Genomic DNA, 20,638 nt, shown 5'->3' on the forward strand with positions numbered 1-20,638 from the left:
GGGCGGTGGTGGAGCGGTGCGGACCGGGTGTCAGCGGCGGATGCCGGTCGCGAACGGCAGGGTGTTGACGAAGGCCCGGTGGTGCTCGCGGTCGCACCACTCCAGCTTGAGGTAGCTCTTGCCGGCCGAGGCCCGGATGGTGCGCTTGTCCCGGGCCAGCGCGTCGGGATTGCGCGAGGACACCGTGATGTAGCCGACCAGGTTCACGCCGGCCGCGCCGGAGGCCAGGTCGTCGCCGCGCTGGTCCACCCGGCCGGTGTGGGCCAGGTCGCGCGGGTCGACCGTCCGGTTCATCTTGGCCGCGCGGCTGGCCTCCGCCTCGTCGTTGGTCTTCTCGGTCAGCATCCGCTCGATCGCGACGTCGGTGGGCTCCAGGTCCATCGTCACCGCGACCGTCCGGATCACGTCCGGGGTGTGCACCAGCAGCGGCGCCAGGAAGTTGACCCCCACCGGGGTCAGCGGCCACTCCTTGATCCACGCGGTGGCGTGGCACCACGGCTCCCGGGTCGCCGACTCGCGGGTCTTCGCCTCCAGGTGCTGCGGGTTGGTCGCGTCCAGTTCGGCCGGCCAGGCGTTGCGCCGGGACATCGCCTGGATGTGGTCGATCGGGTGGTCCGGGTCGTACATCGAGTGCAGCAGCGAGGAGAGCCGGGCCTGGCCCAGCGGCTGGCGCACCCGGATGTCCGCCTCCGCCAGCCGGGCGCAGATGTCGGTGAGCTCGCGCGCCATCACGGCCGCCAGCCCCTCGTCGTCCCGGGCCCGCCGGCCGGTCGCCGTACGGCCCATCGCGTGCGCCTCGGCCGCCAGATCGCGGGTGTAGTGCATGCACGCCACCAGGTACGCCCGGTGCTGCTCCGAGGAGGTCGACACCATCGACTGCAACTGGTCGTACGAGTCCTGCAGCCAGCGCGGCGCGTCGTGGTCCCCGCGCCGCTCGACGTCCTTGGCGTGCGCGTCCGGGTCGGCCGGCAGCGTCCGGGCCAGGATCTGCAACCGGGTCACGAAGCCGTCCCCGTTGGCGACGTGCTTCAGCAGCGTGCCGAACCGGTCGACCAGCGCCTCCTGGTCCTCCGAGTCGCGCAGGCCGACACCCGGGCCCTCGATCTCGATCGCGGCCGTCACCGTCCGCCGCTCCAGGTGCATCAGCACCCCGACCTCGTCCGGCCCGAACGGCGCGGTCAGCCAGCGCAGCCGCCCCACCCCGGGGGGCGGGCCGACCTCCACCTCACGGCCGTCCATCCGGGTCCCGGCGTCCATCACGTCCGAGCGCCACACCGACCGGCCGCTCCGCACCGTCCGGCGGTAGGTGCGGTTGATCTCCGCCCACTTGTAGAACGTCCGCCTGCGGTACGGCACGTACACCGCCGCGATGGCCACCATGGGCAGGCCGATCAGGCCGCCGATCCGCAGCGGCAGGACCGGCATCAGCAAGCCCCAGAGCATGCCGAGGAACGCCCCGAAGATGATCAGGACGATCTCGCCGGACTCCCGGTTGCGGCCGATCGGCGCGTTCGGGCGGGCCTTGCCGATCAGGTAGGTGCGGCGCTGGTGCACGTACGGCTGGGCGTACTGGGCTCCGTACTGGCCGAGCGGTTCACTGCTCACTTACCCGTCACCCTCCCTTCGCTGAGTTGCTGTCCCGGATCGGAACCGAGGTCTGCGGCGGCCCGGCCTGCGGTGGTGGCGCCGGCGTCCGTCCGGCGTGCGCGGCGATGCCCGGCGCGACCGAACCGCCGCCCGCACCCCCGCCGCCACCACCCGCACCGACCGGCCCGCGGTCACCGTGAGTGGTGATGCCCTGCTTCATCAGGTTCGCGGTGCCGTTGATCATCGCCGATCCGGCCGACACCGCGCTCGCCCGGGCATGGCGCATGTTCATGATCTCGTCGCCGAAGCCCGGCACGAAGCGGTACACCGCGGCACTCGCGAAGATCGACAGGAACAGGATCGCCAGCCCCGACAGCACCCTTGCGAAGTCGTCGCTGGCCCCGGCCCCCGACGCCACCGCGCCCGCCAGGCCCAGGATGACCACGATGATCGGCTTCGCCAGGTCCACCGCTACCATCACCCCCGCCCACCGGCGCACGTGCTTCCACAGCTGCTTGTCCACCAACCCCGCGTACACCGCCGTACCCAGCAGCGCGCCCACGTACAGCATCGCCGCCCGGATCAGCAGCTCGATCCAGAGCACCGCCGCCGCCAGCACCGCCACCAGCGACACGATGATCAGGATCAGCGGGCCGCCGCCCATGTCACCCTTCTCCAGGGTGTCGGCGAACGCGCCCAGGTACGACCCGGTGTCCGACTTCGTCCCCACCGCGATCCCCTTGGTCAGCCCGTCCGTCACGCTCACCACGGTGTAGAGGATCAGCGGCGTGAACGCGGACGCCACGACGGTCAGCCACAGGAAGCCGATCGCCTCCGTGAACGCCGTCGCCAACGGCGCCCCCCGCACCGCCCGCTTCGTCACCGCCAGCAGCCACAGCACCAGCGTGATCACCGTCGACACGGCGAACACCACCGCGTACTGCTGCAGGAACGACGCGTTGGTGAAGTCCACCTGCGTCGTCCCGTCGATCGCGCTCGACAGCTTCCGCACCACCCAAGCCGCCGCCTGGGCACACCCCTTGGCCAACGACCCCAACGGATCGGCCACACTCCCGATGGCCCCACCGCCCGGGAGCGCGCCGGAGCCCGGCTTGTCCACGCAGAGGATGCCGTTGCCGGAGATCGGCAGGTCAGGGCAGTTGGCGCTCGGCATCGTGGTCGGCGTCGGCGTGGCCGTCGGTGACGGCTCGGCGAAAACCCGCTGGGCCGCCAGCAGCGCCGCGACCTGCAAGGCGGCGAACGCGCCCGCCAGCGTGCCCGCTCGGCGTGCGGTGGAACGGTGTGAGGTCTGGTCAACGGGCATAGCGGAACCCCCCGAACTGCTGGACGGCGCCGGTGATCTCGTCGGCGGTGGCGGCCTGCTGGTCCCCCGGCATCGGCGCGGGGCCCTGCTTGCTGGTGAAGTCGGTGAGCTTCCAGTCGCTGCCCGTCCAGTGGAGCGAGAGCGTGAGGGTGAACCAGTTCGTCGTCACGGGCTGGACCGAGCGTTCGCCGGCGAGGCCGGTGAGGCCGGTGCACCAGACCTCGACCTTGGCGTCGCCGTCGCTGTAGCCGGTCGACTTGGCGCCGACCGGGACGGTGCGGCTGACGAACGTGAGGCCCTTGGGCGCGTGGCCCTGGGCGTCGAGGCCGTAACGGGCGGCGGTGTCACCGCCGAACCCCTGGTCCAGGCGGCTCTGCAGGGCCGAGACCGCGCCCGGGTCGGCGATGGTGGCGACGATGGTGTGGCGGCTGTCGGCGCGGAACATGTCGGCGGAGCCGATCGCCACCGCGTAGTTGGCGGCGGCGGACTGGGCGCCCTGGTCGGTGTGCGGGTAGCCGGATCCGATGCCGTTGGTAGTGGTGCCGACGGGCTGGTCGCCGCTGGGGGCGGGGCCGGCGCCGGCGGGCGCGGTGGGGGCGGCGTGGTCGGCGGAGCTGCCGGTGCTGCCGGGGTCGGGTTTGTCGCGGTTGGCGATGGCGATGGCCACAACGAGCAGGGTGACGACGACGAGGACGGCCAGCAGGGTGCGGAGCGGTCGGGCCTGACGCTGGGTCGGCTGGGAGGAGGGCTGTTCGCCGACCGGCAGCCGCGTACGGGTGTGCGGCTGGTCGTCGGACAACGGCACGGCGGCCCTCCTGGTGCGGGGAGCCGGGGGGCTCCGGGGGCCCTCCGCCGGGGGCGGGCGCGGACGGAGGGTGGGAACGGGGGGTGGACTGCTGGCGGGTGGGCTCGGGGCGGTCCGGACGGGGACCTGGCCCCGGGGCGGGCGGGCCTGGCTACTGCTGTCCGATCGTCAGATCGCCATGCCGTAGACAATGGTGAACAGAGTGCCGAGTGATCCAATGATGAACACGCCGGTCAGACCGGCGACGATCAGCCCCTTGCCCTGTTCGGCACCGAAGCTGTCGCGCATCGCGGTCGCACCGATTCGCTGTTTGGCCGCCCCCCAGACGGCGATGCCGAGGCAGATGAGGATGGCGACGGCCATGATGACCTCGACCATCACCCTGGCCTCCGACCCGAGGGTCGCGAACGGGCCCCAGTCCGGGGCGATCCCGCCGATGATGGTGTCGATATTCGGCTTCTTTGGAGGGTCTTCGGCCAGGTGGCCGATCGCGTTCGTGTGCACGCTGCTCAGGTTCATTTCCATCTCACCGCCCGATCAGGCAAATTCAAGGGCCCTGACCCCGCCCGCGCGAAGGGTCGGTACCTATTCTTGGCCAGATCTGATGTCGACTTGGCTACTTCTCGCGGATTGGTCGTGAGGCACCGGGCACGTACGCGAGGATGTCCACCGTACGAAGGATAGCGCTCACTCTTTGTATCTCTGATGATTGCGGTGAGCAACGCCTTCCGGAACACTTCGACTGACGATTCGTCGGGATGGTGCTGATGGTACTCCGGAAGGCCGGTACGGCCGCCGCCGCTGCGGGAGTTGTGACGTTCGGGTTGCTGGGTTTGGTGACGGTGGGGACGTTCGCGGCGAGTGGGACGCCGCAGCCGTCGGCGAATCGCGCCGCACTCTCGCCGGGGACGGTCCCGGCGGCGTTCCAGGCGCCGATCCAGCAGTGGGGCGCGCTCTGCCCGGAGATCTCGCCGCCGATGCTCGCGGCACAGCTCTACCAGGAAAGCGGTTTCGATCCGAAGGCCCAATCGGGCGTCGGGGCACAGGGAATGGCGCAGTTCATGCCCGATACCTGGGCGGCGTACGGCACGGACGCCAATGGGGACGGCAAGAAGGACGTCTGGGACCCGCTGGACGCGATCGCCTCGGCGGCCACCTTCGACTGCGCGCTCGCGAAGGACGTCGCCAAGGTCCCGGGCGACCGGCAGGCCAACCTGCTGGCCGCCTACAACGCCGGCCCGTACGCGGTGACCAAGTACAACGGGGTGCCGCCGTACAAGGAGACCCAGGGCTATGTGAGGAACATCCAGGCGATGGCCCGCAGCTTCTCGGTGCCCACGGCCCCGGTGGAGGTGTCCGGGCAGTCGGCCGGGGCGATCTACTTCGCGCAGAGCAAGCTCGGGACGCCGTACCTGTGGGGCGGGGAGGGGCTGCCCTCGCAGAACGGGCGGTTCGACTGCTCGGGTCTGACCCAGGCGGCGTACGCCAGCGTGGGCATCACGCTGCCCCGGGTGGCGAACGACCAGTGGTACGCCGGGCCGCACCCGTCGCGCGATCAGCTGCGGCCGGGCGACCTGGTGTTCTGGGCGACGGACCTGAACGATCCGCGGAGCATCCACCACGTCGGGATCTACGTGGGCGGCGGCTACATGATCAACGCGCCGCACACCGGCGCGGTGATCCGCTACGACAAGATCGACACCAGGGAGTACATCGGCGCGACCCGGGTCACCTCGGACGGCGCCCAGGCGCTGCCGGCCCGCAACGCGGACGGCTCCGTGAGCGCCCCGAGCCGCCCGGGCTCGACGGCACCGACCGGCGCGACCGGCACGACCAGCCCGACCGCGGCGACCACCCCCTCGGCCCCGGTGGCCCCGGCAGCCCTGCCGAGCCCCGACAGCGCCGCCACCCGGCCCGCCGCCGGACCGCCCGCGGCCACCGCGCCACCCGCCCCGACCGGCCCGGACCCCGCCGGGGCGGGGCAGCCGGCGGCGAAGAACTGAGCCGCCCGTGGCCCCGAGGTGTGAGTGCCCTGTGGACGCTGAGTCAAGTTTCCATAACCGCGCGTTTCCGTGGAACGCTGTGCCCCGGCGATGACGTTGGTCCCGATGGCCCACCGTCAGCTTCCCGCACGGGGAGGGCCCCGACCGGATCGAACAGCTGCAGCGGACCAGAAGGAGGTGCGGCGTGTCGACGCCGCTTGCCGACACGACCAACCCCGACCTCGGCCTGCTCTACGCCGTCAACGGACTGGCCAAGCGCTCCCCGCAGTGGCTGGACCACCTGGTCTCGTGGATCGGTGAGTACGGCATCCTGATCGGCCTGGCGATGCTGGGCCTGGTGGCCTGGCTGCAGGCGAGACGCCGCCCGGACGCGCCGGTGGCCGTCGCCGGGCTGCTCTGGGTGCCGCTCTCCGTCGCCATCGCCGAGCTGGCCAACCTGCCGATCGCCGCGATCGTGAACCGTCCGCGCCCGTTCGTCGACCACGGCGGGCTGCTGGTGCTGGTGGACGGCAAGGCCGGCACCCACTCCTTCGTCAGCGACCACTCGACCATGACGATGGGCGTGGCGGTGGCGCTGTTCCTGGTGAACCGGCGGCTCGGCTGGATCGCCGGCGGCCTGGCCCTGTTGCAGGGCTTCTGCCGGATGTTCATGGGCGTGCACTACCCGACCGACGTGATCGGCGGCTTCGCGCTCGCCGCCGCGGTGGTGCTGCTGCTGGCGCCGATCGCGATGGCGGTGCTCGTCCCGCTCTGCCACGCGCTGGGCCGGACCGCCCTCGCCCCGCTGATCCGGGCGCCGGAGCGCGCCGGCGGCGGCCCGCGCGGTCGGCGGCGCGGGCGCGAGCGCGGGGCGGTGCGCTCCGAGGAGCAGCCGCCGGAGTCCGATCTGGCGGCGTGAGCCGCCCGGCCCGGCTACCCCGGTCCGCCCCCGTTCCCGGCGAGGGCGAGGTGGTCGTCCCCCTCGCGCCGGACCAGGTCGCGCGAGCGGCGGGCCGGTGAGAACCAGCCACAGCTGCAGGTCGCGAAGGCGAAGGAACCGCGCTCGCTGACCGCGACGCGGTGTTCGGGCATCCGGGCGGTGCCGGGGGAGGCCGGCAGCTCACTGTGCACGTGGTTCACCGTAACGCGCCGGGCGCCGGGCGCGCGATGCCGTCCACAAGACCTCTTCCGCGTAACCCTTCGCGGCTCAACTCGTTTGCCCGGAAAGAGCTCTGTTCACCTGGTGGTGTCGGCAGGGCAGTCGGGCCCGAGGGGGTTGTCGCGAGGATGAAGATGACCGACCAGCAGCGTGGCGGACGGCCGGGGCGCCGTCCGCGGCCGCATCTGCGTTCGGCGGCCGGGGCCGCCCTGCTCGCCGCCGCCCTGGCCGGCCTGTCCGCCGGCTGCGCGGCCGGCACCGGCGGCGGCTCCTCCGACCGGCAGTCCGGTCCCCCCGACCAGCTCGCCGCGGACCCGCTGACGGCGGTGCGCAACACCGCCGACATCACCGGCCGCACCGGCTCCGCGCACAGCGCCACCGAGCTGGTCACCGAGTCGTCCGAGAAGAAGGCCGTCTTCACCGGGACGGGCGGCTACGACTACGTGAAGCGGGTCGGCCGGCTGGAGGTCCAGGTGCCGCCGGGCGCGGCGACCACCGGGAAGATCGTCGAGGTGGTCCTGCCGGGCACCGTCTACCTGCAGAACAGCGGCGCCAAGGTGCCCGAGGGCAAGTGGGTCAAGCTGGACGTACGCCAGCTGCCGGACGGCAACCTGGTCAGCAGCGGCGCCACCGACCCGGCCTCGGCGGCGGGCGCCCTGCGCGGGGCGCAGAAGGCGGAGGCGGTCGGCACCGAGACCGTCGACGGGGTGGCGCTGCACCACTACCGCGGCACCCTGGACCTGGCCAAGGCGGCCGACGCGACCGGCGGCCGCGGCGGGGACGGCCTGCGGATGGGGGCCCAGACCTTCACCGTGAAGGAGGTCCCGTACGACGCCTGGCTGGACGACCAGGGCCGGCTGCACAAGGTGGTCGAGGTGTTCACCTTCGCCGGGGTGGCCGGTTCGAAGGAGGCCAAGGACCAGGTGAAGGTGACGTCGACCACCTCGGTGACGGACTTCGGCAAGCCGGTGGAGGCGGCCGAGCCGCCGGCCTCGGACATCTACGCGATGAAACCCTCGGAAAGCCCGAAGTAGGCCGCCGGGGCAGGGCTCCGGCGCCGGGGCGAACCGGGGCGCCGCCGGAGCGGGTGGCCGCCCGGGGAGCGGTGGTCACCCGTTTCGGCGGCGCCGAGATGGCCCGTCCGTGCCATGTGGACGGGCTCCGAAGTGCCTAGGCTGGACGTCGGGTGGCTGCCGCCCGGGCTGGCGAGGCACTGAAGGGGTGGTGCAGGTGGTGTCGTCCACGGGCGGCCGCAGCGGCGGCCACGACGACGCGGCCCTCGACGAGATCGATCTGGCCGGCGAGCTGATGATCGCCGCGACGGCCAGCACCGGCGACCGGCTGCCGACCGAGCGGATCGACGAGGTGCTGCTCGACCGGATCGAGCCGGGGCGGACCGACGGCGAGGCCTGGCGGCAGGCCGACGGTTAGGGCGTTCCCGGCCAGGGGGTGTTCCCGGCCGGGTGGTGTCGGCGACCGGTGGCGTTCGCGGCCCGGGCCCGCTCGCCCGGCCCGGCCTCAGCTGCGCAGCAGCCGGCCGATCGCGGCCGTGGCCTCCGCGACCTTGGCGTCGAGTTCGGCGCCGCCCTCCTCGGCGGCGGCCGCGACGCAGTGCCGCAGGTGCTCCTCCAGCAGGGACAGCGCGAAGGACTGCAGCGCCTTGGTGCCGGCCGAGACCTGGGTGAGCACGTCGATGCAGTAGACGTCCTCGTCGACCATGCGCTGGAGGCCGCGGATCTGGCCCTCGATCCGGCGCAGCCGCTTGAGGTGGGCGTCCTTCTGCGCGCTGTAGCCGTGCGGGCCGTGCCCGGCCTGATGTCCCGTGGCGGCCGCGGGGGCGGCGGGTGCGTCGGCCTGCGCGTCGGTGCCGTGCCCGTGGTCCGGCTCGGTGCGCGCTTGCGTCGTGGTCATCGGCCCGCCTTCGTCTGGATGCCTGGTGGCTGCGTCGGCCACCAGTGTCCAACACCGGGGCCGTCCGTGGTGTTCCGACGGCCGACGCGGCATGTGCCGAAGGGTTCAGGGCGGGTTCCGGACGGTCTGCGAACGGGTTCCGGACGGTCTGCGAACGGGCCGCGGGCGGGCCGCCGCGCAGTTCACCCGTCTGAGCGGCGCCCCCGTCTTCCGTACGTCCCACGGGGACAATCCGGGCGAGGTTCCGTCAGACTGGGGGCTCACGTCCGCACCTGGGTGTGCGGTCCGGGTCAGCTGGTGCGGCAGCCGAACGGAAGAGGAGGTTCCGCCTCCACCATCACCACCCCGTTTGCACGATTGCGCTTGGTTGCACCTAGCATCGTTCAGTCCCTACCCCGCACATCGGAGATTTCCGTGCGTTTTAGCCTGACCCCGAAGGAGACGAGCTTCTACGACATGTTCTCTGCCGCCGCGGAGAACCTCGTCGTCGGTTCGAAGCTCCTGCTGGAACTGCTGGGATCAGACGTGTCGGCCCGCGCGGAGATCGTCGAGCGCATGCGCGCCGCCGAGCACGCCGGGGACGACACCACCCATGCCGTGTTCCACCAGCTGAACTCGTCCTTCATCACGCCCTTCGACCGCGAGGACATCTACAACCTCGCCTCGTCGCTGGACGACATCATGGACTTCATGGAGGAGGCCGTCGACCTGGTCGTCCTCTACGACATCCAGACGCTGCCGAAGGGGATCGAGCAGCAGATCGAGGTGCTGGCCCGGGCCGCCGAGCTCACCGCCGAGGCGATGCCGAACCTGCGCAGCATGTCGAACCTCACCGAGTACTGGATCGAGGTCAACCGGCTGGAGAACCAGGCCGACCAGATCCACCGCAAGCTGCTCGCCCACCTGTTCTCCGGCCAGTACGACGCCATCGAGGTGCTCAAGCTCAAGCAGGTCGTGGACGTTCTTGAGGAGGCGGCGGACGCGTTCGAGCACGTCGCCAACACGGTGGAGACCATCGCCGTCAAGGAGTCCTGACCCTCGTGGACATGGCAGCACTCATCGCCGTCGTCGGCGTTGCGTTCTTCTTCACCTACACCAACGGCTTCCACGACTCCGCGAACGCGATCGCCACCTCGGTCTCCACCCGTGCGCTGACCCCCCGGGCCGCGCTGGCGATGGCCGCGGTGATGAACCTGGCCGGCGCCTTCCTCGGCAGCGGCGTGGCGCACACCGTCTCCCAGGGGATCATCGAGACCCCCACCGGCGACCGGGGCATGGTGATCCTGTTCGCCGCACTGGTCGGGGCGATCGCCTGGAACCTGGTCACCTGGTACTTCGGCCTGCCGTCCTCCTCCTCGCACGCGCTGTTCGGCGGCATGGTGGGCGCGGCCATGGCCGGCGGCATCGACGTGATCTGGGGCGGTGTCCTCGACAAGATCGTCATCCCGATGATCGTCTCGCCGATCGTCGGCCTGGTCGGCGGCTTCCTGGTGATGCTGGCGATCCTGTGGATCTTCCGCCGGGCCAACCCGCACAAGGCCAAGCGCAACTTCCGGGTCGCCCAGACCGCCTCGGCCGCCGCGATGGCGCTGGCGCACGGTCTGCAGGACGCGCAGAAGACCATGGGCATCGTGGTGATGGCGCTCACCATCTCCGGCCACCACTCCGGTGAGGGCATCCCGGTGTGGGTGAAGATCTCCTGCGCCACGATGCTCTCGCTGGGCACCTACGCGGGTGGTTGGCGGATCATGCGGACGCTCGGCCGCAAGATCATCGAGCTGGACCCGCCGCAGGGCTTCGCCGCCGAGGCCACCGCCGCGACGGTCATGTACGTCACCTCGTTCGTCTTCAAGGCGCCGATCTCCACCACCCACGTGATCACCGCGGCGATCATGGGCGCGGGGGCCACCAAGCGGATCCGCGCGGTGCGCTGGGGCGTCGCCAAGAACATCGTGCTCGGCTGGTTCATCACGATGCCGGCGGCCGCCATCGTCGCAGCGCTGGTGTACTGGTTCGCCCACCTGTTCTGGGGCTGACCGGCCCCGCACGTGACAGGGCCCGCCCCCACATCTCGGGGGCGGGCCCTTCTTCATGCTCCACGGCGGCACCGCCATGCAGCACCGCGGAGCAGCCTGTGTGCTCGCCGTTCGCCTCCGGACACCGCGGTCCGTCGGCTGGGGGCGGGGGTACGGCCTAGCCGAAGCGGCCGGAGATGTAGTCCTCGGTCGCCTGGACCGACGGGTTGGAGAAGATCCGCTGGGTGTCGTCCAGCTCGACCAGCTTGCCGGGCTGGCCGACGCCGGCCAGGTTGAAGAAGGCGGTGCGGTCGCTGACGCGGGCCGCCTGCTGCATGTTGTGGGTCACGATGACGATGGTGAACTGCGACTTGAGCTCGCCGATCAGGTCCTCGATCGCGAGGGTGGAGATCGGGTCGAGCGCGGAGCAGGGCTCGTCCATCAGCAGGACCTGCGGCTCGACCGCGATGGCGCGGGCGATGCACAGCCGCTGCTGCTGGCCGCCGGAGAGGCCGGCCCCCGGCTTGTTCAGCCGGGTGTGGACCTCGTTCCAGAGGTTGGCACCCTTCAGCGAGCGCTCGACCACCTCGTCCAGGACGGACTTCTTGCGCACGCCCGCGAGCTTGAGGCCGGCGATCACGTTGTCGTAGATCGACATGGTCGGGAACGGGTTCGGGCGCTGGAAGACCATGCCGACCGAGCGGCGGACGGCGACCGGGTCGACGTTCGAGGCGTAGAGGTTCTCGTCGTCCAGGAGGACCTTGCCCTCGACCCGGGCGCCGGGGATCACCTCGTGCATCCGGTTGAGGGTGCGCAGGAAGGTGGACTTGCCGCAGCCGGAGGGGCCGATGAAGGCGGTCACCGAGCGGGGTTCGATGCTCATCGAGATGTCCTCGATGGCCTTGGTGGTGCCGTAGTAGGCGGACAGTCCGCTGACGTCGATGCGCTTGGCCATGATCGTTGCTTCTCTCGTCTGTCTTCGTACGTCAGTCGGTCAGTGTCCGCCCTTGGGCGAGCGCCAGCGTGCGATGCCCCGGGCGATGAGGTTGAGCCCCATCACGAAGGCGATCAGCACCAGCGCGGCGCCCCAGGCGCGGGCGTAGCCGAAGTCGTTGTTGACCACCGAGTACTGCTGCCAGATGTACATCGGCAGGGATTGCTGCGGTCCGTCGAACGGGTTGCTGTTGATGGCGTCGGCGCCGAAGACCAGCATCAGCACCGGGGCGGTCTCGCCCGTGATGCGGGCGACCGCCAGCATCACGCCGGTGGTGATGCCGCCGATCGCGGTGGGGAGGACGATCCGCAGGATGGTCTTCCACTTCGGCACGCCGAGCGCGTACGAGGCCTCGCGCAGCTCGTTCGGGACGAGCTTGAGCATCTCCTCGGTGGACCGGACCACGACCGGCATCATCAGGATCGCCAGTGCGAGGCTGCCCGAGAAGCCCGAGTAGCTGAAGCCCAGGGCGATGTTCCAGAGCGAGAGGACGAACAGACCGGCGACGATCGATGGGATGCCCGTCATGACGTCGACGAAGAAGGTGACGGTCTTGGCGAGCGTGCCGCGGCCGTACTCGACCAGGTAGACGGCGGTCAGCAGACCGACCGGGGCGGCCATCGCGGTGGCCAGGGCGACCTGCTGCATGGTGCCGAGCAGCGCGTGGTAGATGCCGCCGCCGGGGCCGGAGGCGATCACGCCCTTCATCGAGTGGCTCAGGAAGTTCCCGTTCACCACGCCGATGCCCTGCTGGATCGTGTAGACCGTCAGGGAGATCAGCGGGACGACGGCCAGGATGAAGGCGACCCAGACCACCGAGGTGGCGAACCGGTCCTTGGCCTGGCGGCGGCCCTCGACCTGGGCCGAGACGCCGTAGCTGATCACCAGGAACAGCAGGGCCGAGATCAGGCCCCACTGCAGGTGGCTCTCCAGCCCCGCGGCGGCGCCGATCCCGCAGCCGACCGCGATCGAGCCGACCGCGACGGCGGCCGGGGCCCACTTGGGCAGCCGGTTGGCGGTCAGCGACCGGCTGAGCGGCCGGGCGTCGGCCGTGACGGAAGTCGTTGCCGCGGTCATGCGTTGGCCCCCGAGTACTCCTTGCGGCGGGCGATGATCAGTCGCGCGGCACCGTTCACCAGCAGGGTGATGACGAACAGGACGAGGCCGGAGGCCATCAGGGCGTCACGCCCGTTGTTGCCGGCCTCGGCGAACTTCAGCGCGATGTTCTGCGCGAAGGTGCCGCCGCCCGCGTCGAGGATGTGCAGCGAGAGCACGTTGCTCGCGGACAGCACCACCGCGACGGCGATGGTCTCGCCCAGCGCGCGCCCGAGGCCGAGCATCGAGGCCGAGATGATGCCGGGGCGGCCGAACGGCAGCACCGCGGTGCGGATCATCTCCCAGCGGGTCGCGCCGAGCGCGAGCGCCGCCTCCTCCTGCATCCGCGGCACCTGACGGAACACCTCGCGGGAGACCGCCGTGATGATCGGCAGGACCATGATCGCCAGCAGGATGCCGACGGTGAACAGGTTGCGCGGGGTGCCGGACTTGGTCTGGTCGAAGAGGTACGTCCAGCCGAGGTACTGGTTGAGCCAGCTGGTCAGGCCGTCCATGTGCGGGACCAGGAAGAGCGCGCCCCACAGGCCGTAGACGATGCTGGGGACGGCCGCGAGCAGGTCGACCAGGTAGGCGAACGGCTGGGCGATCTTCCGCGGCGCGTAGTGCGAGATGAACAGCGCGATCCCGATGGCCACCGGGACGGCGATCGTCATCGCGATGACGGCGCTGACGAGGGTGCCGAAGGCCAGGACGGCGATGCCGAAGACCGGCTTCGTGGCGTCCGGCGTCCACTCGAAGGTGGTGAGGAAGTTGCCCTCGTTGGTGCTGAGGGCCAGGCCCGCGCGCCAGGCCAGGAAGCCGGCGATCGCGGCCATGATGACCAGCAGCAGGATGCCCGAACCGCGGGCGAGGTTCATGAAGATCTTGTCGCCGAAGCGGCTGTCGCGCGGTCGGCGTTCCCTGCCTCGCGGGGCGGCAGGGGAGGATGAAGTCATTGTCTACTCCGGTCTGGTGGTGCCGCCCCGGAGGGGGACGGCACCATGGCGGCGGTGCCCCGGACGTTCGTGCTGGGTCGGTGCGTTCCGGTGGGACGACCCCGGCCCCCCTCGCTCACGGGGCCGTCCCACCGGTGCTCCTGTCGGGTCAGGCCAGGGAGGAGACGGCGGCCTTGACCTTGTCGCTGATGGCGGCGGGGAGCGGGACGTAGCCCTTGTCGCCGATCGCCTTCTGCGCGGCGTCGCTGACGGCGTAGGTCAGGAAGGACTTGAGGTTGTCCAGGTTCTCCGGCTTGTTGCCCTTGTCGCAGGCGATCTCGTAGGTCACCAGGATGATCGGGTAGGCGTTGTCGGCCTTGGTCCCGTAGTCCAGCGAGAGGGCGAGGTCGCCGTCGGTGCCCACGACGGTGGAGGAGGCGAAGGTGAGGGCGGCGTTGGCCGCGGTCGCCTCGACGGGCTTGGCCGCACCGGTGGCGATCTTGGCGCTCTTGAGGTTGTTGCTCTGCGCGTAGGACAGCTCGGCGTAGCCGATGGAGTTCTTGACCTGCTTGATCTGCGCGGAGACGCCGGCGCTGCCCTGGGCGGACTGGCCGCCCTTGCCCTTCCACGCCTTCTCCGGCGCCGCGGTCCAGGCGCCACCGGAGGTCTTGGCGAAGTAGGAGGTGAGGTTGTAGGAGGTCCCGGAGTCGTCCGAACGGTGGACGGTCTGGATCTCGGCGTCCGGCAGCTGCACGCCCGGGTTCAGGGCGGCGATCGCCGGGTCGTTCCACTTGGTGATCTGCGAGTCGAAGATCTTGGCGGAGGTCGGGCCGTCCAGGACCAGGTTGTCGACGTTGTCGACGTTGTAGACCAGCGAGACGAGACCCGCGACCAGCGGCAGGTCGATCGCCTTGCCGCCGGTGCAGACCGCCTTGGAGGCGTCGACGTCGGCGGGCTTGAGCGCGAAGTCGGTGCCGGCGAAGGCGACCTTGCCCTGGTTGAACTGCTGCACACCGGCGCCGGAGCCGCCACCGCTGTAGTTGACGGTGGTGCCGGAGCAGGACGCGCCGTAGGTGGTCTTCCACACGTCGATCGCGTTGGCCTGAGCCGTCGAGCCCGCAGCGAGCAGCGTCCCGCCCTTGCCACAGTTGACCGCGGCGGTCGAGGCGGAGCCGCTGGAGCCACCGGCCGCCTTGGCACCGTTGTCGTCCGAGCCGCAGGCAGCGAGCGACAGCGAGCTGACGAGCGCCATGGCACCGATGGCGAGGGCCTTGGAGCGGCCGTTCCGCTGGAGCTTCACAGGGGTGTCCCTTTCTGTGGCATTGCCGTCGCGCGGGCCGTGCGAGGACGGCGGGCGCGGGTTCTGCTGTGGTCCGGGGCCCGTTCGGCCCTCCGGTAAACCCGAAGTTAGGCCGGGTAGGTGACACGACAGCCGGTCACAAGTGAACGGAGAGTGAACCTCGAAAGGATGACAGGAAACTACGCCAGGTAGTCACGGTTGCGTCACGGCAAGGGCGCGACGAGATCACTCCCACCGCTCCTTCACCGACGGTGACCGCCCGCCCGTACGGGCTTCGCACCCAGGATCGCCAGCAGGGCGTCGACCAGCAACCGGTCGCGGTCGTGCGTCAACCGGGCGCGGGCCTTCCCGGCGGGCAGCCACTCCAGCCGGTCCACCTCGCGGTTCGGCCGGAACGCCCCGCTCGACGGCACCGCCGCCCAGTAACGCACCTCCTTCGGCCGGCCCTGCGCCAGGTAGTGCTGGGTCGGCAGCTCCGGACCGAGCAGGCAGGCGAACCCGGTCTCCTCGCGCACCTCGCGCAGCGCCGCCGCGACCACCCCCTCCCCCGGGTCCAGCTTTCCCTTCGGCAGGCTCCAGTCGTCGTACTTGGGCCGGTGGATCACCGCGATCCGCGGCCGCCCCAGCCGGCCGCTCTTCTTCGGCCGGCCCGGCAGCCACAGCACCGCGCCCGCCGCCAGGATCACCCGGGCGTGCCCCGCCCCGGTCGCGGGTGCGTCCACTGCCGGCCCGGTGCTCAGGCGATCGCGCAATTCAGGCCGTCCGTGGTGCGGGGGAATGCCCCCAGCCCTCGGCAGGGGGGAGGTCCGGCCAGCCGTCCAGGCCGGGCGGGAGGTCGGTCCACCGGCGGCCGAAGGCGTACCGCGCCGCCTCCACCTCCAGTCGCTGATCAGCATGCACCACGCCCAGCACGTAGGCGGTCGCCGGGGTGATCCGCGGAGTCCGCGCGGCGGTGGCCGCGGTGACCGCCGCGTCCGCCGCCTCCTGGTGCCGGCCCAACACCTCGTCCAGCTCGTCCAGTTCGGCGGATCCGCGGCCGCACACCTCCAGCGCGTACCGGGCCCGCTTCACCAGGATCCGCGTCCGCGCCCACGGCGCGTCGTCGGCCGCCAGCGCCGTGTCCGCGTCCACCGCGCCGCGCGCCGCCGGGACGGCGCCCAGCCGGCGCAGCCCGTCGCCGCCGTACGGCGTGGCGGCCCGGTGCAGCGGCAGCTGCTGGGCGCTCGCCGACAGCGCCGTGAACGCGGCGGCCGCCTGCGGCAGCAGCACCGCCGACGCCCGGCCGCCCGCCGACTCCAGCAGCGGGGCGTCGCCGACCAGCAGCGTCATCCGGTCCGCCAGCGCGTGCAGCCGGGCCGACCGGAGCTCCTGGAGCACCGAGGAGTGCGCCCTGGTCCGGGCCAGGGTCAGCTGCCGGTCCAGCAGCGCCCGCGCCTTGGGCGCCCCGACGTGCCCGGCCAGCATGCCCGTCCCGTCCGGATCGCTGCCGCTCAGCGAGTCCAGCGCGCCCAGCAGCCGGGCCGAGCGGCGGACGTAACCGGGCTCCAGCGCCAGCAGGTTGAACAGCCAGCGCAGTTCGGTGCGCGATTCCTGGGCCCAGGCCTGCTCGAAGACGGAGCCGAAGGTGTGCAGCAGCCCGCCGATCCGCCGGACCGCCCGCAGCAGGTCGGCGGTACCGGCCGCCGGGACGACCGCGGCCGTCCCCGGTCTGGCGCCGACCTCGCCCACCGTCAGCGGCAGGGCGCGCAGGAACGCGCCGGCCTGGGCGGTGAGGTGGCTGGAGAGGATGTCCCCGGCGGTCGTGGTGGCGGCCGCCTGGGCCGTCATCGGCGCATCGGTCATGGCGTGGTAGATCCCCGTTCCCCCGGGTTCGTCCCCCCGGGGCTGGTGGCCGACCGCTGGAACCGGTCCCCTGCGGTTCCAGCGGCTCGCATCAGTGGTCGCGTCAGCGCGAGGCGGCGGCCCGGCGGCGCAGGCGCGAGTCGATCAGCAGATCCTGGACGTGCCGCAGCGGCCGGCTCTCGGCGTCCTGCGAGTGGCGGGTCCACGCACCGTCCTGCCCCAGGTGCCAGGACTCGGTCTCGTCCGACATCCCGAGGTCGATCAGGCCGGACAGCTCGGCCCGGTGGGCCGGGTCGGTGATCCGCATCAGCGCCTCGATCCGGCGGTCCAGGTTGCGGTGCATCATGTCGGCGCTGCCGATCCAGACCTCCGGATCTCCGTTGTTGCCGAACACGAAGACCCGGGAGTGCTCCAGGAAGCGGCCCAGGATGCTGCGGACCCGGACGTTCTCGCTCAGCCCCGGCACCCCCGGCCGGATCGCGCAGATCCCGCGCACCCAGACGTCGACCGGCACGCCCGCCTGCGAGGCCCGGTACAGCGCGTCGATCACGGCCTCGTCGACGATCGAGTTGACCTTGAGCTTCACGTACGCCGGCCGGCCGGCACGGTGGTGGGCGATCTCGTTGTGGATCCGGGAGACCAGCCCGTCGCGCAGGCCGCGCGGGGCGGTCAGCAGGCGGCGGTAGGACTCCCGGCGCGAGTAGCCGGACAGCCGGTTGAAGAGGTCCGAGAGGTCGGCGCCGACCTGCGGGTCCGAGGTCAGCAGCCCCAGGTCCTCGTACAGCCGGGCGGTCTTCGGGTGGTAGTTGCCGGTGCCGACGTGCGAGTAGCGGCGCAGGGTGTCACCCTCCTGCCGGACCACCAGCGACAGCTTGCAGTGCGTCTTCAACCCGACCAGGCCGTAGACCACGTGGCAACCGGCCTCCTCCAGCTTGCGGGCCCACTTGATGTTGGCCTGCTCGTCGAAGCGCGCCTTGATCTCGACCAGGACCAGCACCTGCTTGCCCGACTCCGCCGCGTCTATCAGCGCGTCCACGATCGGCGAGTCGCCGGAGGTGCGGTACAGCGTCTGCTTGATCGCCAGGACGTCCGGGTCGGCGGCGGCCTGCTCCAGGAAGGCCTGCACCGAGGTGGAGAAGCTGTCGTACGGGTGGTGCAGCAGGACGTCCCGCTCGCGCATCGCGGCGAAGATGTCCGGCTGGGACGCCGACTCGACGTCCGTCAGCCCGCGGGCGGTGCCCGCCACGAACTTCGGGTACTTCAGTTCCGGGCGGTCCAGTTCGGCGATCCCGAACAGACCGGTCAGGTCGAGCGGACCGGGCAGCGGGAAGACCTCCGCCTCGGTGATGTTCAGCTCCCGCACCAGCAGGTCCAGGATGTAGGGGTCGATCGACTCCTCGACCTCCAGCCGCACCGGCGGGCCGAAGCGCCGCCGCATCAGCTCCTTCTCCAGGGCCTTGAGGATGTTCTCGGTGTCGTCCTCCTCCACCTCCAGGTCCTCGTTGCGGGTCACCCGGAAGGCGTGGTGGGCGAGCACCTCCATCCCCGGGAACAGCTCCTCCAGGTGCGCGCCCATCACGTCCTCCAGCGGGACGTAACGCTGCGGCGAGGCCTCCAGGAAGCGGGCCAGCGACTGCGGCACCTTCACCCGGGCGAAGTGCTTGTGCCCCGACACCGGGTTGCGCACCACCACGGCCAGGTTGAGCGAGAGCCCCGATATGTACGGGAAGGGATGCGCCGGGTCGACCGCCAGCGGGGTGAGGACCGGGAAGATCTTCTGCCGGAACAGGGTGTGCAGCCGGGCCTGCTCCTTCTCGGCCAGCTCCGGCCAGCGGACCACCTCGATGCCCTCGGTGGCGAGGTCCGGCAGCACCTCCTGCTGGAAGGCCGCGGCGTGCCGCGCCATCAGCTCGCGCGAGCGGGTCCAGATCAGGTCCAGCACCTCGCGCGGCTGGAGCCCGGACGCGCTGCGCTGGGCGACGCCCGTCGCGATCCGGCGTTTCAGCCCGGCCACCCGGACCATGAAGAACTCGTCCAGGTTGCTCGCGAAGATGGCGAGGAACTTGGCCCGCTCCAGCAGCGGGATCCCCGGATCCTCGGCGAGCTCCAGAACGCGCTCGTTGAACGCGAGCCAGCTGCGCTCGCGGTCCAGGAAGCGGCCCTGCGGCAGTGCGTCGAACTCCTGCTCGTCCTCGGCCGGCAGCTCGGGCGGTATCCCCAGCGCACCGGACATCCTGGCCGGCGGGGACAGCGAGGCAGAGACGGGGCGGGGGATGCTCATGGGCTCCAGCTCCTCCAGCAGCAGGACGTCGTCCGGACGCGAATGGCTCTGCGGGCCGTCGTCCTCGCCCAGGGCCAACGCCCACCCGCCGGGCGCGGTCCGTACAGGGCCGGCCGGCGCGTGGCGGTCGACTCTGCACGAGCGAGACACTACGGACTTCATCCTGTGATCTTCGCGGCAGCAATTGAATCCACGGTAAACACCGCATGGCCAGGAGGAAAGCTGAGTCGGTCGAGGCAAGGGCCGGTGACGTCCGACCCCTTGCCCCAGACCACCCGGAGCCGCTAGGTCCTGTAGGTCCTGTCCGGTCCTGTCAGGCTCCTAGGCCGCCTGGTCCTCGCGGTACTGGACGCGGTACATGAGGTCCACCTCGTGGATGGTGAACCCCAGTCGTTCATATACCCGCACCGCGGCCGGATTGTCGGCGTCGACGTAGAGCAGGACCGTCTCCAGTCCGCGCTCGCCGGCGTCCGAACCGGTCAGGTGACGCAGACCGGCGGCGGTCAGGGCACGGCCGAGACCGCTGCCCTGCTCCGCCGGGTCCACCCCGACCACGTAGACCTCGCCGAGCGCGGGCTCGGTGGCGGTGGCCGGGTGCACCTTGGTCCAGTGGAAGCCGACCACCTTGCCGCCCCGGGTGGCGAGGAAGAAGCCGGCCGGATCGAACCAGGGCTCGGCCAGCCGCTCCGCCAGGTCCCGCTCCGTCCAGGAGCCCTGCTCCGGGTGGTGGGCGAAGGCCAGCGCGTTCAACCGCAGCCACTCGGCGTCGTCCTCGCCGGGGCGGAAGGTCCGGAGCTCGACGCCCTCGGGGACGGCGACGGCCTCGGTCTGCGGCCCGGTGCGGCGCATCTGCCGCAGCTCACGGACCAGCTCGGCACCGTACCGGCCGGCCAGGTGCCGGGCCGCCGGGTGACCGCCGTGCACCCAGAAGTCCACCGCGTCGCGGCCGGCCCCGTGAGCCTGTGCCAGCACCGCGTCCACCAGCGGCCGGGCCAGGCCGCGGCCGCGGACGGCCGGGTCGACGACCAGCTCGGCGGCGGGGTTGGAGGCGGAGCCCTCCTGGACTTCGAGCTGTCCGTAACCGACGACGGCGCCGTGCTCGCTCTCGATGAAGTGGCTCACGCCGGGGCGCGGAGTGTCCGAGGAACGCAGCCGAAGCCGGCCCTGCTCGGACACGGCGGCCCGGCCGTCCACCGCCTGGGCGTCCGCCAGAACGTGCAGGGCGCCGTCGCGCTGCTCGGGGCGGAGCGCACTGTTCGCAATGACCGCTGTCTGATCGTCCATGCCCCGACGATACGTCACCGGAAATGCAAAGAACCCCCATCCGGTCTCCCGGATGGGGGTTCTCTGTGAATGATTGTTCGGCGGCGTCCTACTCTCCCACAGGGTCCCCCCTGCAGTACCATCG

General features: G+C 71.4%; 20 protein-coding genes. 6 read left to right on the top strand and 14 right to left on the bottom strand.

Translation table 11 applies throughout. From position 1 onward, the window contains the following. Positions 1-30: 30 nt before the first annotated feature. The 4 genes from ACIQVZ_RS35105 to ACIQVZ_RS35120 all read right to left on the bottom strand — a co-directional run bounded on the left by ACIQVZ_RS35105 (position 31) and on the right by ACIQVZ_RS35120 (position 4,235). The gene (locus tag ACIQVZ_RS35105) at positions 31-1,605 is read right to left on the bottom strand and encodes an SCO6880 family protein (protein ID WP_402455734.1); all 1,575 of its coding nucleotides are present in this window, start codon (positions 1,603-1,605) and stop codon (positions 31-33) included. A 7-nt stretch (positions 1,606-1,612) separates the two neighbouring features. Continuing rightward, complete coding sequence (locus ACIQVZ_RS35110) at positions 1,613-2,911, bottom strand: hypothetical protein (RefSeq protein ID WP_402455736.1); 1,299 nt, start codon at positions 2,909-2,911, stop codon at positions 1,613-1,615. Beyond that, positions 2,901-3,716: a hypothetical protein gene (locus ACIQVZ_RS35115; RefSeq protein ID WP_402455739.1), complete on the bottom strand. Its 816-nt coding sequence runs from the start codon at positions 3,714-3,716 to the stop codon at positions 2,901-2,903. Before ACIQVZ_RS35115 ends, ACIQVZ_RS35110 begins: the two co-directional genes overlap by 11 nt. Before the next feature lie 168 nt (positions 3,717-3,884). Further along, the gene (locus tag ACIQVZ_RS35120; RefSeq protein ID WP_350885142.1) at positions 3,885-4,235 is read right to left on the bottom strand and encodes a hypothetical protein; all 351 of its coding nucleotides are present in this window, start codon (positions 4,233-4,235) and stop codon (positions 3,885-3,887) included. A 248-nt stretch (positions 4,236-4,483) separates the two neighbouring features. Here ACIQVZ_RS35120 and ACIQVZ_RS35125 point away from each other — a divergent pair, with 248 nt between their 5' ends. Further along, on the top strand, positions 4,484-5,719 hold the full coding sequence (locus ACIQVZ_RS35125) for an NlpC/P60 family protein (protein WP_402455741.1): 1,236 nt from the start codon (positions 4,484-4,486) through the stop codon (positions 5,717-5,719). A gap of 184 nt (positions 5,720-5,903) precedes the next feature. Then, positions 5,904-6,617: a phosphatase PAP2 family protein gene (locus ACIQVZ_RS35130; RefSeq protein ID WP_350885138.1), complete on the top strand. Its 714-nt coding sequence runs from the start codon at positions 5,904-5,906 to the stop codon at positions 6,615-6,617. Between the two features lie 14 nt (positions 6,618-6,631). On the opposite strand, the gene ACIQVZ_RS35135 is transcribed toward ACIQVZ_RS35130, so the two are convergent. Continuing rightward, entirely contained in the window at positions 6,632-6,829 is a 198-nt protein-coding gene (locus tag ACIQVZ_RS35135; protein WP_350885136.1) for a hypothetical protein, read from the bottom strand. 162 nt (positions 6,830-6,991) lie between these two features. Here ACIQVZ_RS35135 and ACIQVZ_RS35140 point away from each other — a divergent pair, with 162 nt between their 5' ends. Both ACIQVZ_RS35140 and ACIQVZ_RS35145 read left to right on the top strand, forming a co-directional pair. Beyond that, entirely contained in the window at positions 6,992-7,891 is a 900-nt protein-coding gene (locus tag ACIQVZ_RS35140; RefSeq protein ID WP_350885134.1) for a hypothetical protein, read from the top strand. A 196-nt stretch (positions 7,892-8,087) separates the two neighbouring features. Beyond that, positions 8,088-8,288: a hypothetical protein gene (locus tag ACIQVZ_RS35145; RefSeq protein ID WP_371517579.1), complete on the top strand. Its 201-nt coding sequence runs from the start codon at positions 8,088-8,090 to the stop codon at positions 8,286-8,288. 87 nt (positions 8,289-8,375) lie between these two features. Here the strand turns inward: ACIQVZ_RS35145 and ACIQVZ_RS35150 are convergent, their stop codons facing one another. Then, positions 8,376-8,768 (bottom strand): metal-sensitive transcriptional regulator, encoded by a 393-nt coding sequence (locus ACIQVZ_RS35150; RefSeq protein ID WP_350885130.1) that lies wholly within the window; start codon positions 8,766-8,768, stop codon positions 8,376-8,378. Positions 8,769-9,182: 414 nt separating this feature from the next. On the opposite strand from ACIQVZ_RS35150, the gene ACIQVZ_RS35155 reads away from it, so the two are divergent. Continuing rightward, positions 9,183-9,803, top strand: a complete 621-nt coding sequence (locus ACIQVZ_RS35155) for a DUF47 domain-containing protein (protein WP_063348282.1) — start codon at positions 9,183-9,185, stop codon at positions 9,801-9,803. Positions 9,804-9,808: 5 nt separating this feature from the next. Further along, a complete protein-coding gene (locus tag ACIQVZ_RS35160; RefSeq protein WP_350885128.1) occupies positions 9,809-10,804 on the top strand; it encodes an inorganic phosphate transporter in 996 nt (331 codons plus the stop codon). A gap of 157 nt (positions 10,805-10,961) precedes the next feature. Here the strand turns inward: ACIQVZ_RS35160 and pstB are convergent, their stop codons facing one another. From pstB to mshD, 8 genes are all read right to left on the bottom strand, one after another. Continuing rightward, positions 10,962-11,738, bottom strand: a complete 777-nt coding sequence (gene pstB / locus ACIQVZ_RS35165) for a phosphate ABC transporter ATP-binding protein PstB (protein ID WP_063348284.1) — start codon at positions 11,736-11,738, stop codon at positions 10,962-10,964. Between the two features lie 39 nt (positions 11,739-11,777). Beyond that, a complete protein-coding gene (pstA, locus tag ACIQVZ_RS35170) occupies positions 11,778-12,854 on the bottom strand; it encodes a phosphate ABC transporter permease PstA (protein ID WP_402455745.1) in 1,077 nt (358 codons plus the stop codon). Continuing rightward, positions 12,851-13,828 (bottom strand): phosphate ABC transporter permease subunit PstC, encoded by a 978-nt coding sequence (gene pstC, locus ACIQVZ_RS35175; protein WP_350885123.1) that lies wholly within the window; start codon positions 13,826-13,828, stop codon positions 12,851-12,853. Before pstC ends, pstA begins: the two co-directional genes overlap by 4 nt. Positions 13,829-13,976: 148 nt before the next feature. Continuing rightward, on the bottom strand, positions 13,977-15,107 hold the full coding sequence (pstS, locus tag ACIQVZ_RS35180; RefSeq protein ID WP_350885121.1) for a phosphate ABC transporter substrate-binding protein PstS: 1,131 nt from the start codon (positions 15,105-15,107) through the stop codon (positions 13,977-13,979). Between the two features lie 242 nt (positions 15,108-15,349). Beyond that, a complete protein-coding gene (locus ACIQVZ_RS35185; RefSeq protein WP_402455749.1) occupies positions 15,350-15,829 on the bottom strand; it encodes an NUDIX hydrolase in 480 nt (159 codons plus the stop codon). 31 nt (positions 15,830-15,860) lie between these two features. Then, on the bottom strand, positions 15,861-16,949 hold the full coding sequence (locus ACIQVZ_RS35190; protein ID WP_402455751.1) for a CHAD domain-containing protein: 1,089 nt from the start codon (positions 16,947-16,949) through the stop codon (positions 15,861-15,863). Between the two features lie 103 nt (positions 16,950-17,052). Then, positions 17,053-19,230: an RNA degradosome polyphosphate kinase gene (locus ACIQVZ_RS35195; protein WP_350885228.1), complete on the bottom strand. Its 2,178-nt coding sequence runs from the start codon at positions 19,228-19,230 to the stop codon at positions 17,053-17,055. 321 nt (positions 19,231-19,551) lie between these two features. Further along, positions 19,552-20,514 carry a mycothiol synthase gene (gene mshD / locus ACIQVZ_RS35200; RefSeq protein ID WP_402455754.1) on the bottom strand — a complete coding sequence of 321 codons (963 nt, stop codon included), beginning with the start codon at positions 20,512-20,514 and terminating at the stop codon, positions 19,552-19,554. Positions 20,515-20,638: the final 124 nt, after the last annotated feature.

This window comes from Kitasatospora sp. NPDC098663, from assembly GCF_044760075.1.
GTDB lineage: Bacteria > Actinomycetota > Actinomycetes > Streptomycetales > Streptomycetaceae > Kitasatospora.

Excerpts from the sequence above, each read along its gene's own strand:
- pstB (WP_063348284.1), bottom strand. The coding sequence starts at position 11,738 with ATGGCCAAGCGCATCGACGTCAGCGGACTGTCCGCCTACTACGGCACC.
- ACIQVZ_RS35190 (WP_402455751.1), bottom strand. The coding sequence starts at position 16,949 with ATGACCGATGCGCCGATGACGGCCCAGGCGGCCGCCACCACGACCGCC.
- ACIQVZ_RS35125 (WP_402455741.1), top strand. The coding sequence starts at position 4,484 with ATGGTACTCCGGAAGGCCGGTACGGCCGCCGCCGCTGCGGGAGTTGTG.
- ACIQVZ_RS35110 (WP_402455736.1), bottom strand. The coding sequence starts at position 2,911 with ATGCCCGTTGACCAGACCTCACACCGTTCCACCGCACGCCGAGCGGGC.
- pstA (WP_402455745.1), bottom strand. The coding sequence starts at position 12,854 with ATGACCGCGGCAACGACTTCCGTCACGGCCGACGCCCGGCCGCTCAGC.
- ACIQVZ_RS35140 (WP_350885134.1), top strand. The coding sequence starts at position 6,992 with ATGACCGACCAGCAGCGTGGCGGACGGCCGGGGCGCCGTCCGCGGCCG.
- ACIQVZ_RS35120 (WP_350885142.1), bottom strand. The coding sequence starts at position 4,235 with ATGAACCTGAGCAGCGTGCACACGAACGCGATCGGCCACCTGGCCGAA.
- ACIQVZ_RS35195 (WP_350885228.1), bottom strand. The coding sequence starts at position 19,230 with ATGAGCATCCCCCGCCCCGTCTCTGCCTCGCTGTCCCCGCCGGCCAGG.
- ACIQVZ_RS35150 (WP_350885130.1), bottom strand. The coding sequence starts at position 8,768 with ATGACCACGACGCAAGCGCGCACCGAGCCGGACCACGGGCACGGCACC.
- pstC (WP_350885123.1), bottom strand. The coding sequence starts at position 13,828 with ATGACTTCATCCTCCCCTGCCGCCCCGCGAGGCAGGGAACGCCGACCG.
- mshD (WP_402455754.1), bottom strand. The coding sequence starts at position 20,514 with ATGGACGATCAGACAGCGGTCATTGCGAACAGTGCGCTCCGCCCCGAG.